Origin of the sequence: Ensifer sp. Root127 (genome assembly GCF_001425225.1) — a bacterium.
Lineage (GTDB): Bacteria > Pseudomonadota > Alphaproteobacteria > Rhizobiales > Rhizobiaceae > Ensifer > Ensifer canadensis.
Map to the genome: position 1 here is coordinate 21,053 of NZ_LMDX01000023.1, position 14,148 is coordinate 35,200.

14 protein-coding genes and 2 pseudogenes are annotated in these 14,148 nt (G+C 58.3%); 11 read left to right on the top strand and 5 right to left on the bottom strand.

Going from position 1 to position 14,148, the window contains the following annotated elements:
* Positions 1 to 223: 223 nt before the first annotated feature.
* Together ASD03_RS40730 and ASD03_RS39245 are read left to right on the top strand one after the other, a co-directional pair.
* Positions 224 to 337 (top strand): annotated as a pseudogene (locus tag ASD03_RS40730) (type II toxin-antitoxin system VapC family toxin); the annotation flags it as partial.
* Positions 338 to 1,097: 760 nt separating this feature from the next.
* Entirely contained in the window at positions 1,098 to 1,337 is a 240-nt protein-coding gene (locus ASD03_RS39245) for a hypothetical protein (RefSeq protein ID WP_156408047.1), read from the top strand.
* A gap of 115 nt (positions 1,338 to 1,452) precedes the next feature.
* Here the strand turns inward: ASD03_RS39245 and ASD03_RS22370 are convergent, their stop codons facing one another.
* The 5 genes from ASD03_RS22370 to ASD03_RS22390 form a co-directional block, all read right to left on the bottom strand.
* Positions 1,453 to 1,668, bottom strand: coding sequence for a DUF3072 domain-containing protein (locus ASD03_RS22370; protein WP_057206695.1), 216 nt, complete (start codon positions 1,666 to 1,668; stop codon positions 1,453 to 1,455).
* A 672-nt stretch (positions 1,669 to 2,340) separates the two neighbouring features.
* A complete protein-coding gene (locus ASD03_RS22375) occupies positions 2,341 to 2,919 on the bottom strand; it encodes a ProQ/FINO family protein (protein WP_337797698.1) in 579 nt (192 codons plus the stop codon).
* Positions 2,916 to 4,067 (bottom strand): Fic family protein, encoded by a 1,152-nt coding sequence (locus ASD03_RS22380; protein WP_057206699.1) that lies wholly within the window; start codon positions 4,065 to 4,067, stop codon positions 2,916 to 2,918. Before ASD03_RS22380 ends, ASD03_RS22375 begins: the two co-directional genes overlap by 4 nt.
* Before the next feature lie 135 nt (positions 4,068 to 4,202).
* A complete protein-coding gene (locus ASD03_RS22385; protein ID WP_057206701.1) occupies positions 4,203 to 4,406 on the bottom strand; it encodes a hypothetical protein in 204 nt (67 codons plus the stop codon).
* 788 nt (positions 4,407 to 5,194) lie between these two features.
* Complete coding sequence (locus ASD03_RS22390; protein WP_057216428.1) at positions 5,195 to 6,091, bottom strand: SMP-30/gluconolactonase/LRE family protein; 897 nt, start codon at positions 6,089 to 6,091, stop codon at positions 5,195 to 5,197.
* Between the two features lie 112 nt (positions 6,092 to 6,203).
* Here ASD03_RS22390 and ASD03_RS22395 point away from each other — a divergent pair, with 112 nt between their 5' ends.
* From ASD03_RS22395 to ASD03_RS22435, 9 genes and pseudogenes are all read left to right on the top strand, one after another.
* Positions 6,204 to 6,926, top strand: a complete 723-nt coding sequence (locus tag ASD03_RS22395; protein WP_025430665.1) for a FadR/GntR family transcriptional regulator — start codon at positions 6,204 to 6,206, stop codon at positions 6,924 to 6,926.
* Positions 6,927 to 6,937: 11 nt separating this feature from the next.
* Positions 6,938 to 8,140 carry a mandelate racemase/muconate lactonizing enzyme family protein gene (locus ASD03_RS22400; protein WP_057206708.1) on the top strand — a complete coding sequence of 401 codons (1,203 nt, stop codon included), beginning with the start codon at positions 6,938 to 6,940 and terminating at the stop codon, positions 8,138 to 8,140.
* Positions 8,141 to 8,186: 46 nt separating this feature from the next.
* Complete coding sequence (locus ASD03_RS22405) at positions 8,187 to 9,167, top strand: sugar ABC transporter substrate-binding protein (RefSeq protein WP_057206710.1); 981 nt, start codon at positions 8,187 to 8,189, stop codon at positions 9,165 to 9,167.
* 155 nt (positions 9,168 to 9,322) lie between these two features.
* On the top strand, positions 9,323 to 10,300 hold the full coding sequence (locus tag ASD03_RS22410) for an ABC transporter permease (protein ID WP_057206712.1): 978 nt from the start codon (positions 9,323 to 9,325) through the stop codon (positions 10,298 to 10,300).
* Between the two features lie 3 nt (positions 10,301 to 10,303).
* On the top strand, positions 10,304 to 11,035 hold the full coding sequence (locus ASD03_RS22415) for an ATP-binding cassette domain-containing protein (protein ID WP_057206714.1): 732 nt from the start codon (positions 10,304 to 10,306) through the stop codon (positions 11,033 to 11,035).
* Between the two features lie 11 nt (positions 11,036 to 11,046).
* Positions 11,047 to 11,790: an SDR family oxidoreductase gene (locus ASD03_RS22420; protein ID WP_057216431.1), complete on the top strand. Its 744-nt coding sequence runs from the start codon at positions 11,047 to 11,049 to the stop codon at positions 11,788 to 11,790.
* Entirely contained in the window at positions 11,791 to 12,690 is a 900-nt protein-coding gene (locus tag ASD03_RS22425; RefSeq protein WP_057206718.1) for an aldose 1-epimerase, read from the top strand.
* Entirely contained in the window at positions 12,677 to 13,813 is a 1,137-nt protein-coding gene (locus ASD03_RS22430) for a fumarylacetoacetate hydrolase family protein (protein WP_156408048.1), read from the top strand. The genes ASD03_RS22425 and ASD03_RS22430 overlap by 14 nt, the downstream gene beginning before the upstream one ends.
* Before the next feature lie 10 nt (positions 13,814 to 13,823).
* Positions 13,824 to 14,042: pseudogene (locus ASD03_RS22435) on the top strand (aldehyde dehydrogenase family protein); the annotation flags it as partial.
* Positions 14,043 to 14,148: the final 106 nt, after the last annotated feature.

Below are 14,148 nucleotides of genomic sequence, written 5' to 3' on the forward strand. Positions count from 1 at the left end.
GGACGAAGATAACCCCCTCCGGTGCCACGTTTTTTTCGGGGTCGTCGGAGCCGTCAATTAATCGCTTCGGAAAGCCAATGTTTTTTTCACATTTACTAATAAAATTGCGGGTGACATGACCAAAGCTGCACATTTGAAGCCGATTTCGAACCATAGCGTGTGCAAATAACCCCACCGACGGCGCTGATCCCTGCGAAGCTACAGCATCACCTGAGTGCGTTTCTCGCTTGGCGAAATCATGCGCGGCATTCCCCTGAAACAGGAATCGGATCCAAAAACTGTCGCGCACCTCACCGAATGGTTGTGCGGGCTGCGCCACGACTATGGCGACCGGATGCGTTGAGGGAGGGCACGGCATCGACACGCCATTGGAGCGACAAGGAACTGCAGGCAGCCGGGTGCTCCCGATCGGGTCAATTATCTTCCGGTAATTCATTGGATGCTCCCGTACGGGGCATGGCCAAAACCGGGCCAACGGAAAAGTACCGCCATGGGCCGGGGATTCCGGGCAGGTCGAGCTCCCCGCGTGGATCAAAGGAGAGGTTTGTACCGATGGCGAGATCGCGCACGGTGTGGGAGGCGATGATATCGCCCGGTCTCGCGCAGCCCGCAAGTCCCGCTGCAAGCTGCAGGACCGGGCCGGCATGGCCGTGGTGTCTTCCGCACTCGCCGATGTGGATGGCTGCTTGCACATTCAGGCCGATTTGATTCAGGCGGCTCCGAAGATCGAATGCACAGGCGATCGCCTGGCTGGGTTGCCGGAACACGGCGACAAGCCCGAAATCGTGGAGGTCGATCGCCTCACGGTCGGCAGCATGGGCTGCTGGCCCGGGACACGGCAATGGTCTTCTGTAAGGCTCGGCTGGTGGAGAAGGGTATTCCACCTGAGCAGACATCGTAGTAAGTTGGACTTGGCAATGCGATTATGGCCTCTATTACGGGGGCCGTTTTTTTGACGGGTGCAGCCGCCCCACAGTTAAGCGCGTCGTGCTCGCGAAGCGAGCTGCTATCTGTGAGAAAAGTTTATTCCAGGCGGCCGACAGATGGAGGGAACGACCGCCTGGTCGTCTAGGGGCGCGTAGAGGAACTCTCGACTAGTGCCCACGATTAGATTTTCCCACTTCTCCGAGCTCGGCGACCTTTCGATCGAGGTCGATTTTGTATGGTCCGAATTTCTCAAACAGTTCACGTGCGACAAGGGGCATAAGCCGGTGCGCGCGGGTGAACTCTTCCAGGTCGTACCGCTGATTCCAGCCGTGAACCACCTTGCTATACTGTTGTCTGGTGTCTTCGTGTTGCATGGCCGTATTCTCGACGTTGGCTGTTTCGCAGCGTGACCGGGCTGGCTTAATCAGCAAAAATCGCCTCTCGTGAAAAAAGTTCCAGAGATTCGTGATGTCACTGTGCGTCCTCGGCTATCGGCTTCAATGCATGGTGGCCGCACGCGGCGATTCATTCCAAATCGAGCGACTGCTTCAGTTCGTCGATCTTCTTGGATGCTTCCGCCTTGGTCAGATCCTCAGCATAGGCCTCGGGCTGATGCGCCTGCTCCGACAGGGTCTTCAGATAGGACCGCTGCGCACCGGTCATCGGCTCGTCGCCGCTGACCCAATCGTCGGGGTCTTTCTGTGTGTTGGAAGAAGGATCGGTTTTCGGATTGACAGTCATAACACCCTCCTGAATTCGTTCTCTAAACGTTCCAGGGCGCGTGCGGGTTCCAACCATCTGTCGATCGTCGCCTGTATCGTCGGCCCTTCATTAGAAGTGAGCGCCGCACCCGGTAGAGAGCCCGTTCAGAGTATACCGGCGACCATTAGATGATCCGCACGCGGCGACCAGGTCCTGGGCTCCTCTCTCAGCCAAACGGTTCACGATCTGCAAGCGTGAACGATTTAGGCTGCCCGCCGTCCGGTATGGCAGTCGGAGATCGAAAGCCGGATCTCGACGGAAGTTGTCGTCCGCTCGCCACATCGATTTGCGGAATCGATCGCAGCGTTTCCGCCTGGCGAGAGAAAGCGCATCGCCGGGGCCCTCGTAAGCATGCGCCCTGCATCGTCTCAATGATGATCCAGCGGCCGCCAGAGACGGGTATCATCGATACGCAGGTTTGCTGGTCAGGTCGGGCAGGTGAAGGCAGGGCGCTTTTCAATTGGAGCGGCTTGCCGGGCCTAGGCTTCCCGGATCCCGGCGTTGGCCGTCGCGATGCTGATCCTCCGAGACGAGGCTTTTTAACCGGTCAAACCGCGCGCGAACGGGCTCTGTCAGCTGCGCTGCCGGCGCCTGGTACGCTCATTCTCGCTGGCGCTCGAAGCCGACTACCTTCATCGGCACGCGCGGCGACTAAGACATTTTCCGCGGGCGAGCAGCCGCTGCTGCTCGATGCCGCTCGCCCTGATTTAACCCGGCGGATTGTCCCGATTGAACAGAGCAGCGCGGGATCATGTCAGCCTTCGAAAGTGGGATGGATCGGACAACCGCAGGTGCCGCTGCCTTTCGGGCTTCATCGCGCTTTCTCAAGCTTTCAATTTTTTGCTCGGCCGCCAGCCCGTCTGTGTCCGATACTAGGCCTATCGCTGTGCCGTTTATATCGTGGCGGACGGAGCCTAGCTGCGCGATCGCTAGATGGTATCTCTTTGAGTGGAGAAAGGTTCCGGTCGCGCGGCGCAGGGTCGAGACGCTAAGGCCAGGCCGCAGAAGGGGTCTGATTTCAGGCCAGAGTCCGAGCCCGAAGGGTCGGATTGGATCGCCGGGCTTCATGGGAAGAATGGCAATCGGCTGTGTGAGTAGCGCATTGATTGCCTGCGCTTTCAACACATCCGTGTCCCGTGCAGCAACTGGGCCAAGTTTGTCTCTCGACGATTTGCTCATGGAAGGTTTCTCATGCGTTATTTCAAATACCGTTGGCCTGTAGCAACTCATGCCTGATCAAAGGCGCCTCTGAATCCCGGATCGTGCATTTTCGTCTCAGTTAGGCTGAGGGAATACCGCGTATGGCGACGTTCGCCGGTTCGCACAAGTGCGCCTTTTTCCACCAAGTCGTGAAGATCACGAGTGGCGGTCGCTCGCGAGGTTTGTGTGATCGCGATGTAGTTCTCGGCGCTCAGCCCGCCTCTAAATCCCGAAGGGCCTTCACGGAACATGCGGGCGACCGCCTTTTCCTGCCGCTCGTTGAACTGCCCGCGAAACCGATCATAGAATTGCGCCTTGTCGAGGTAAAAGTCGATCCGACGCAATGTCGTCTGTTGCGCTTCCAGGATGGTCTGCGCGAAGTAGATCAGCCATTCGGTGATATCCAACGTGCGCTGGTTTTTCTCCAACTGGCTGTAGTATTCCTTTCGGGCAAGCTCAATCGTGAAGGCGAGTGCAATGAGACTTGGTTGTCCAATATTCTGTGCAAGTGATTTTTCGGAAATCGCTCGACCGAGCCTACCGTTGCCATCTTCGAAAGGATGGATGCTCTCGAAATAAATATGGCCGATACCAGCACGTGTCAAAGCGGGGAGGGGGGCTTCACCGTGAGTTGCGGATTTGTTGAACCAATCCACGTAGGCGGCCATCTCGTCCGGTATTCGTACTGACGGTGGCGCTTCAAAGTGGATGATAGGTTTATCGTGGCGACCAGATACGATCTGCATGGCATCTTCGTGTATTCGGTATGTACCAATCGTTCCCATATGACGGTTTCCCGTCATCAACATTCCATGCCACCGAAAGAGCGTTTCATGGTCCAGAGGCCGCGACCAAGTGCCATAGACGTCGGCCATCATTTCTGCGATCCCGCGTTCCTGCGGCTTGATCGGCCGGCTGTCTGCTTCTAGACCGAACTGTCGGCGCAAAGAGGATTGGACGCTCAAACGATCGAGCATTTCTCCCTCGATTTGCGATGTCTTCACCGCCTCTTCGCTGATCAACTCTATGCGTAGTTGATCGCGTTCATTGTCGCTGACGTGGCGGATTGCGCCGATGACCTCACCAGATGACAAAAGGAATTGCCGTTCAAGCGGCTCAAGCCGGGAAGCGTCAAAACTGAATTCGGGCCAGCCTTGCTGCGTCCAGTTCCATTTCATGAGCTATAGACTTCCTTTTCTATACCTCATTTTTGCCGGAAATCATGAGCGATAGCAACCGCGCCTATAGCCCCAAGGCCGATTCCATCTCTCTGCCTTGGGTGGCAGGGAGGAGGGGCGTTAAAGGGACGGTCCTCAAATCAGCGCGATCGCCCATTTTGAGAGGCGGTTGATATCGGACCGAACGGAGGATGGCATTGCCGAGGCGGGCCCGCGCTGTATGAGCGGGTCGAGGGTCTGGGCAGTAACGTTTCTGGCGAGACCTGTGATCTCCACGAGTTGCGCAAGCGTGGTCGGCGATCCGGTGGCATGCAGCTTTTCGACCACAATCACGGTCATGGGGCAACCTGTTTGAGGCGATCGTGGTGAGCAGGGCAGGTTCAAGCTCCATCGAACGCTCCCTTGAATTCTGGGTCAGCGAAGGCGAAACCCGACCTCGAGCGGGCCATGGCAACGGTGCGTTCCGTAGGCTGCAATGTCTATGTCGATCCGGAGGGTGTCGCCTTTAAGGTCAAGGTCGCCTTAGTGGACAAGGGTATAGACGGTGAGGCTTTGGCGAGGTCGGTCGCTGAACGCCCGAAACGTTCGCGGAGCTGCGCGGCAAGGCTGGCTGTTCGGCGACAACAAGGAGCGCAAGGTCGCCCGCCATTACGCCAGGGCGCTCAGCCATCACGTCGCATCGGCCGGCCGTAGGTGGTGCCGGCGACTTGAAGCAGAGCGTCAGTCGGAGAGTTGGACGCGCGAGAAGCAGGATGTGATCGTGGTTCCCGGGGCGCGTCGCCGTTGCGCGCGCGCTGACAGGGGAAACTTGTTTTGACCTTAGATCGGCTGTCCCCGGTGTTCCTGTCGAACACCAACCGCGAGGGTGCGGCTCGATTAGCGTCATGATCCGCTCGATAGCCATCGGCCGAAGCAGACTCCTCCTTATCCGGCCGGTCGAGAACATCGGTCCGTTCGGCTGCCACTCAAGATCGCATAATCAATCGTGAGGGTACTAGCTTCGATTGTTGACGGTCCATTGCTGGATCATCCACTTGCGGCGGTGCTGGCGGAAAGGCTCAATCGGCGCAAGCGCGCCGTCACCGGCAGATGGGTGCTCTAATATCTCTGGCAACCTGCAATTTGTGTCATTGACCGAACCGATTGGTCGGCTGCCCACAAACACCTGCCCGCATCCCGAACACAGCTCCCTCGTACGGATTGTCGGCAAGGTGCGCGTCGGTCATCGTGAAGCGTGCTGAGGTAACGAACAGCGTTTCAAGTCCAGGCCCGCCAAAAGCACAGCTGGTTGGCCACGAACAGGGCAGATCGACAATGCGATCTATTATACCGCTCGGCGTGAAACGAACCACGCAACCGCCACCGGCGACGCGACAATTCCAGATGAAACCTTCCGCATCGACGCAAGATCCGTCTGGAAGACCACGACTGAAGCCAGAAAGGATCGTCCGCCGGTCATGAAGAGACCAGGATTTGTTATCCAAGGCGTAACTGTAGATCGTGTTGTCTTCGGTGTCGGCCGTAATGAGCCGATCGTCTTCAGTCCATATCAGTGTGTTGGTGATGCCAAAGTGGTCATCCGAAACCGAGCATAGCTCTCCGCCCGCATAACGATACAGCCTTCCCGTCTTTGCCGTTATCGCCTGCGGCGTGCCATCGAGACCGATATTGTCCTGCATGGTGCCAACCCAGAATGCGCCATCTGGCCCGACAACGCCTTCGTTCAGGCGATTTCGCGGAAGCTCCGATTCAACCTCTGCTATGGCGCGGAGTTGGCCGCCGAAGTCCCATAGCGCAATTGACTTCCTCAATCCGACAATGGCGCCTCCGTCCTTACGAAGGCCAATTGAAGTCACGAGATCATGGAAGTTCCACTTTTCGTGCTTGCCCGAGTTCGGGCGTAAGCGATGGATCGATTTCCCGACGATGTCGACCCAGCATAGCGCATGTTCTCGTTCGTCCCATACGGCACTTTCTCCGACGACGTTTTTCGCGGCGAGAACAACGTCAACCTCAACTCCCATGGAATTCCCCTTTTGGTCTTCGAATTCAATCTTGACATACAGCTTATGCGTAAACTATGAATCGGATCAAGTAAACCTGTCCGACAGGTTTTGGCATTTCGGGAGGCGATGTATGAATCTGCGGCCAGTTGAAGATGAGCAACATATAGCCGGCAGCCTGGTCGGCACCGCGATCGGCGCGATCACCCAGCACATCCGGACAAATGAACTCGGCCCCGGCGATCGGCTGCCGAGTGAGGCAACCTTATCGAAGGAACTCAGCGTATCTCGATCGGTGGTCCGCGAGGCGTTCAGGTCGCTCGCCACGATGCGCTTGATTGATCTCAGTGCGGGTAAGCGCGCCACCGTGGCGCAGCTCGATCACGGAGCAATGTCCTTGATGATCGAGCACGGCGTACACACTGCCCAGATCAACATCAATCAGGTCTACGACGTGCGCCGAACCATAGAGACCCGTACAGCGACGCTCGCCGCACTGAGGCGGACGGACGCGGAAGCGCGCACCATTCTCGGACTTGCGAAGGCAATGGAGGACAATTTTGTAGACGCGGAGAAAGTAATGGAGAGCGACCTCGCGTTTCATCTCGAGATCGCCCGCGCTTCAAAGAATCCGATCTTCTCGATGATTGTCGGCGCCTTCCAGGGCGTGTCGCGGCAGACTTGGCCGATCGGTTGGCGTAGCCGCGCCTCGGACGCAGAGCGGCACGCAATGAACGCAATCCATATCGAGTTGGCGCAAGCGATTGCTGCGGGCGATCCGCAAGCAGCCAGTCAGCTCATGGCCCGGCATTTCGACGAGAGCGTCAAGGCGCTTCTTGCCGCCGGCATCGCATAGGAAGCAGCCTTATGAAAATAACGAAACTGGAAACGGTCCGCGTCGCGGAGCGCCCGAACCTTCTCTGGCTCCTGGTCCATACGGATGAGGGGCTGACCGGGCTCGGGGAGACGTTCTTCGGCGCCGAGACCGTCGAAACCTATATTCATGAATATGTCGCGCCTCGGGTCATCGGCCGCGACCCCTTGCAGATCGACCTCCTCGCCGCCGATCTCGTGGGGTACCTCGGGTTTCGCTCCTCCGGAGCTGAAGTGCGAGGCAACTCGGCCTTTGACATCGCGCTGTGGGACATCTTCGGCAAGGCAACGAACCAGCCGATCGCCCAGTTGCTCGGCGGTTTCAGTCGCAAGGAAATCCGGACCTACAACACATGCGCGGGCACTGAGTACATCAAGAAGGCGACCGGCCAGACGACAGCGAACTATGATCTGTCCTCGTCGTCCGCGCGCAATTACGACGACCTCAATGGCTTCCTGAACAGCGCCGACGAACTTGCCCATTCCCTGCTTGAAGAGGGCATCACGGCGATGAAGATCTGGCCGTTCGATATCTCTGCGGAAAAGACGCGCGGCCAATATATCTCACTGCCCGATCTTAAGTCGGCGCTTAAGCCCTTCGAGAAGATCCGTTCGGCGGTCGGCGACCGGATGGATATCATGGTCGAGTTCCATTCGATGTGGCAGCTGTTGCCAGCAATGCAGATCGCCAAAGCACTCGCGCCATACCAAACATTCTGGCACGAGGATCCCATCAAAATGGACAGCCTCTCGAGCCTCAAGCGCTACGCGGCCGTCTCGCCGGCACCGATCTCAGCCTCGGAAACGTTGGGCTCGCGCTGGGCCTTTCGCGACCTTCTGGAAACCGACGCTGCCGGCGTGGTCATGCTCGACATCAGCTGGTGCGGCGGATTGTCGGAAGCACGCAAGATCGCCGCTATGGCGGAGGCATGGCACTTGCCCGTCGCGCCGCATGACTGCACTGGCCCGGTCGTCCTTTGCGCATCGACGCATCTGTCGCTAAACGCGCCCAATGCGCTGGTGCAGGAGAGCGTCCGCGCCTTCTACAAGACCTGGTACCGCGACCTCGTTACGGCGTTGCCCGAAGTCAAGAACGGCATGATCACGGTACCGCCAGGCGCCGGACTGGGCATGGAACTCAATCCGGACCTCGATAAGGCATTCACCGTATTTCGCCGCAGCTCGGATACGAACTGACACGGACCTTCAGCTGCAATCAAAATGAACCAAGGGAGGAGTAAGCATGAGAAGGTTTTTGACTGGGTGCGCTTTGAGCATAGCGCTTTTGGGCTCCACAGCGCTCGGGGCATCCGCGGAGCCGCTAAACATCGTCTTCACGCACCATTCGTCGGCGTCGAATACGTTTTGGCAGGCGGTGAAGAAGGGCTTTGACGACGCCTGCGAGAAGATCGCAGCCAACTGCCAGATGGTCTTTACGCAGAACGAAGGCTCCGTCGAGCAGCAGCTTTCAAACATGGAAGCAGCCCTAGCGCGCAAGCCTGATGCCCTTCTAACTTCGATCGTCGACGACAAGGCGTTCGACGACGTCATCGCCCGCGCCACGAAGGACAACGTCGTCGTGATCGGGGTCAACGTGGATGACAGTCAGGGCGCACAAGGAAACATGCGCGCTGCTTTTGTCGGCCAGGGATTCCGACCAGCCGGCCACTCGCTCGGTCAGGCCATGGCGCAGAATTTCCCGAAGGAGGGGCCGATTAAGGTGCTGGTCGGAGTTTCGGCTCCAGGCCAGAACTGGTCTGAGGCACGCGGGCAGGGCGTCATGGATTTCCTGGAGGAATACAAGGCCGCCAATCCCAACCGAGAGGTTTCTTGGGAGCGAATCGATAGCGGCACTGATCTTGCGATTACGGCCGATCGTGTTGGCGCCTATCTTAATGCCCACCCCGACACCACGGCCTATTTCGACACTGGCTTTTGGCATGCTGCGGTCGCACGGGTGCTGAAGGATCGCGGCGTCGAGCCGGGCAAGGTGCTGCTAGGCGGCTTCGACCTCGTGCCGGAAGTCGTCCAGCAGATGCAGACCGGCTACGTCCAGGTTCAGGTCGATCAGCAGCCGTACATGCAGGGCTTCATGCCAGTCATGCAAGTCTATCTCGCCAAGACTTTCGGACTTGCCCCGTCCGACATTGACACGGGGCAGGGCATTGTTCGCCCGGCCGATGCCGAGACGATCATGGAGTTCTCCGCCAAGGGGCTTCGCTAACGCACGTCCCCGGGGGGCCGGAGCGAAGAGACAAACTAGCCTGTTCAGGGCGTTAGAGTGTGCTTTGCGCGTTAAGTTGAACGCGCAGAGCGCCAAATTTGGCCGAGAGGGTACGGCGAGCACATCGCCGCCCTCTCGCACTGGAGCCGCATGCAATGAAACGTTTTTTGAAAATCTACATGGATAAGCCCGAACTGGCCGCGCTTATCCTTCTCCTGCTTCTCATGGGTATCTTCCAGAGCCAGTCTGAAGGCGTGTTCTTGAGTCTTGACAATTTGCGCGGCGTTTTGGGGATCCTGCCCGAGATGGCATTGGTCGCGATTGGTGTGACGGTTCTCATGATCTGCGGTGAATTCGACCTTTCAGTGGGAGCCGTATTCGCCCTGATGCCGATGTCGATGGCGGTGCTGATGGTTACAGGGATTTCGTTCCCACTGGCACTGATCGCCGGCCTTCTTGTGTGCGTCGCTATCGGTCTTTTGAACGGCTTTCTGACCATTCGCTTCGCAATACCAAGTTTCATCACCACGCTTGGCATGATGTTTGTCGCCAGATCCCTGACTGTCGTGATCTCCGGCGGATTTCCGCCGCTTCTACCGGCCGATCTCCCCACGTGGCTCTTCACTAGCTTCGTCGGGCCGGGCGAACTGGTGAGAATGTCATTCATCTGGTTTCTGGCCATCGCTGGTCTTGTGTCGTTGCTCCTTAGCCGTACAAACTTAGGCAACTGGATCCGAGCAACCGGCGGATTCCTGCCTGCGGCAGCGGCACTCGGCATCCCGACAGCGCGCGTCAAGATCGCCTGTTTCATTCTCTGCTCGGTACTGAGCGGATTTGCCGGATTGATCCAGGTGCTGCGCCTCGGTTCGCCCCTGCCGTCAATCGGCGAGGGAATGGAGCTTCAGGCCGTGGCGGCGGCGGTCATCGGCGGCACTGCACTGACCGGTGGGGTCGGCGCCGTTTTGGGCGGCATCGTGGGCGTTGCGCTGATCCGCGTGATCGACAATGGTCTCGTTCTCAGCCAGGTCGACGCCAACTGGTTCAAGTTCGCCATCGGCTCGTTGACCATCTTTGCGGTGGTCGCCAACTCTTGGCTGCGCAAGCGCGCAAAGTCCATCAAAGTGGAGGTCTGATCCATGAAGGATACCATCGTTTCCGTCAAAAACCTCCACAAGTGGTATTCGGGCGTGCATGCGCTGAAAGGCGTCTCGGTCGATTTCGCCCGCAACGAAGCAGTGGGCCTCATCGGTGATAACGGTGCCGGCAAATCCACACTGATCAATATCCTCTCCGGTGTGCAGAAGCAGGATGAGGGCGACATCTATATCGAATCCGAGAAAGTCGCGATCTGCAGCCCGCGCGATTCCATGCGTCTCGGCATCGAGACGATCTACCAGTACAACTCCATGGTTCCAACCATGTCGATTGCGCGGAATTTGTTCATCGGTCGAGAGCCGCTGAAATACTCGGTGTTTGGCATCGGCGTTATGGATCTACGAAAAATGCGCGAGGAAAGTGTCCGGGCGATCGCAGATGTCGATCTGCATCTCCGCTCGCCTGATGCGCTGGTTGGTGAGCTTTCCGGGGGGCAGCGGCAGGGTGTCGCCATCGCCCGAGCCATGCACTTTAAATCCAAGGTGATGATCCTCGATGAGCCGACTAACCATCTTTCGGTCAAGGAGACCAACAAGGTCATCGGTTTCGTTCGTTCGCTGAAGGAGCAGAACGTCACGGGGATCTTCATTAGCCACAATATGCATCATGTCTTTGACTGCTGTGACCGTGTGGTCGCGATGGCGCGTGGACAGATCGTGCTCGACAAGCGTGTCGCCGACACGTCGATTGACGAAGTGCAGTCGGTGCTTTGAAGGGAACGCAAATGGAGACGCTTCAAGGAAAAGTGGCACTCGTCACCGGAGGCCTCGGCACGCTCGGTCGGGCGCAGGCGAGGAAGCTCAACAAGGAAGGCGCGACCGTCGTTATACTCGATCGTCCCGAGCTGGAGGATGCGCAAACGCTGGCACGAAGCCTCGGCGAAAACGTGCGCTTTCTTGGTTGTGATCTGAACGATCTCGCCACATCGGAAAGGGTCATTCGGCAGGAGGCGGAGACCTCCGGTGGCATCGACATCCTGATCAACAACGCCGCGCTCATCATCAACAAGCCGTTTCAAGAATTCAGCCTGGAGGAGTACGAAGATCAGATCCGGGTCAACTCCTCAGCTGCCTTTGCTGCTGTCAGAGGCTGTGCGGATTTGATGACGCGCAAGGGGGCCGGCAAGATTGTCAACTTTGCTTCCATCACGCTCAATGGCCAATGGGAAGGCTACGTACCATATGTGGCGTCAAAAGGTGCGATGGTCGGTCTCACGAAGTCGCTGGCCCGTGAGCTTGGTCCCCATGGCATCAACGTCAATGCGGTTTCGCCAGGCGCGATTGTTTCCCAAGCGGAAGACCGGGTCTTTGCAGATAGGCTTCAGGAATACAACGATTGGATCCTGACGCGGCAATGCCTCAAAAAACGCATCCAGCCCGAGGATGTCGCCGAACTCGTTTTCTTCCTCGTCTCGCCGGCCTCGGACATGATTTCTGGGCAGATCTTCGCGATCGACGGCGGCTGGTAGATGGTGGCCGACCGGATTATCCTGGACAATGGCAACGCGCGCCTCGAACTCGTGCCGGCGCTCGGAGGGGGGATTGCGCGGCTTGATGTGCGACACCCGGACGGCGCGTTGCTTCCCGTGTTGAGGCCGTGGAACGGTCGGATGGAGGATGGACCCCTCGCACTCGGCTGCAATGTCCTTGTCCCGTTTTCCAATCGCATTTCCGGGGGCGGCTTCGAACATGATGGTGCGTTCCATCCTGTTCCTGCCAACTTTTGTGGCGAGCCATTGCCCATTCATGGGGACGGCTTTCAGCGGTGTTGGCGCACGCTTGCTCAGCGCTCAGAGTCCCTTGAAGTAGAATGTGACGGGGAGATCGGTCCATTCCGCTACCGGGCACGGCAAATCATCACGCTCGCCATGGGCAAACTGATCGTAGAGCTCGAAGTTGAAAACTTGTCGGGGCAAGCATTGCCGTTCGGCGTGGGGTTCCATCCGTGGTTTCCCAGAAATGTGGACACTCGGCTGCAATTTCGTGCCGCGGAGATATGGCTGGAGGACGAGCGTCATCTTCCCGCCGGGCGGCAAGAGATCGGTGACGCTTCAGACTGGAACTTCGATGGCGGGCGGATCTTGCCCGACGGCTGGATCAACAATGCCTTCGGCGAGTGGGGTGGAGAAGCCGTGATCACGCAAGGCGAGAGGGCCGTCTCTCTCAGGCTCTCCGCTTCGGATAACCTCGCATATGCGTTGGTCTTCTCGCCGGGGTCGAAGGCCGACTTCTTTTGTTTTGAGCCGGTCTCCCACCCCGTCGACGCGCATAATCTTGAGGGTCACCCCGGCCTTCAGGTGCTCGAACACCGTCAAAAACTGACTGCTTCAATGACGTTGGAATGGGATGAACGATATGGAACTCAGTAAGAACGGCACCTTCGTAGGTCGCGTTTGGCTGCCGCAAGAAGAGGGGCCGGCGCTGGTGGCTGTTAGGGCCGGCGTTCTCTTCGATATTACCTCGAAAGATGCGCCAACGATGCGCGATCTCGCCGAGATGGACGATGCAGTCGGGTTTGTTCGTGCCCAAGAGGGAAAAGCGATCTGCAATCTCGACGATGTTTTGTCCGGCAGGGCCGCTAACCCGAGCATACCCCGGCTGCTCGCCCCATGCGATCTTCACGCGATCAAGGCCTGCGGAGTGACCTTTGCACGCTCGATGCTCGAGCGGGTGATCGAGGAGCGCGCGGCAGGAAATCCCGACCTCGCCTCCAAAATCCGCGAACGCGTGACGGCGGTCGTCGGAGACAGCCTGCGCAATCTCAAGGCCGGTTCGCTGGAAGCGGCGAAGGTCAAGGAGGCACTGATCGAGGAGGGCGTCTGGTCTCAATATCTCGAAGTCGGAATTGGTCCCGACGCCGAAGTCTTCACAAAGGGACAGATCATGTCGGCGGTCGGCTATGGGGACGAGGTGGGGCTCCACCCGATCTCGAGATGGAACAACCCTGAACCGGAGGTGGTGCTGGTTGTCGACAGCCAGGGCCGGGTGAAGGGGGCGACGCTCGGCAACGATGTGAACCTGCGCGATGTCGAAGGGCGCTCGGCGCTGTTGCTCGGCAAAGCCAAGGACAACAACGCCTCCTGCGCACTCGGTCCGTTCATTCGACTGTTCGACGAAAGCTATTCGATCGATGACGTTCGCGACGCCGAACTCGATCTGAGGATTGAGGGCGAAGATGGCTATGTCCTGACCGGCCGCAGCTCGATGAAGGAGATCAGCCGCGATCCACTCGACCTAGTGGCACAGACCATCGGTCCCCATCACCAATATCCCGATGGCTTGATGTTGTTCATGGGCACGCTGTTCGCTCCAGTCGAAGATCGCGACGTCCCCGGTCAGGGCTTCACACACAAGATCGGCGACGTCGTGACGATTTCCAACGCCAAGCTCGGCGCTCTCGTCAACACGGTGAGGCTATCTACCGAGTGCCCTCCCTGGACCTTCGGCGCGTCCCATCTCATGCGCAACCTCGCCGCACGCCAGCTAATCTAGGAACCCCATTATGGCTTTGCACCAGAACCTGATTGCCGGCGAATGGGTTGGCGGTGATGGCGTTGCCAATATCAATCCGTCCGACACCAACGACGTGATCGGGGAATATGCGCGCGCCTCGGCCGAGGATGCGAAGGCGGCGATCGCCGCGGCCAAGGCTGCGTTTCCGGCCTGGTCGCGCTCCGGCATTCTCGAGCCTCATGCAATCCTTCGAAAGACCGCCGACGAGCACGCAGTCGGATGCGCGCCGAGTCCAACTTAACGCCGCTGCCAAACAAATTTGCCAGCACCACGTGTTTACCATTTACTTACGATAGAATTACGCGGAAAATTAG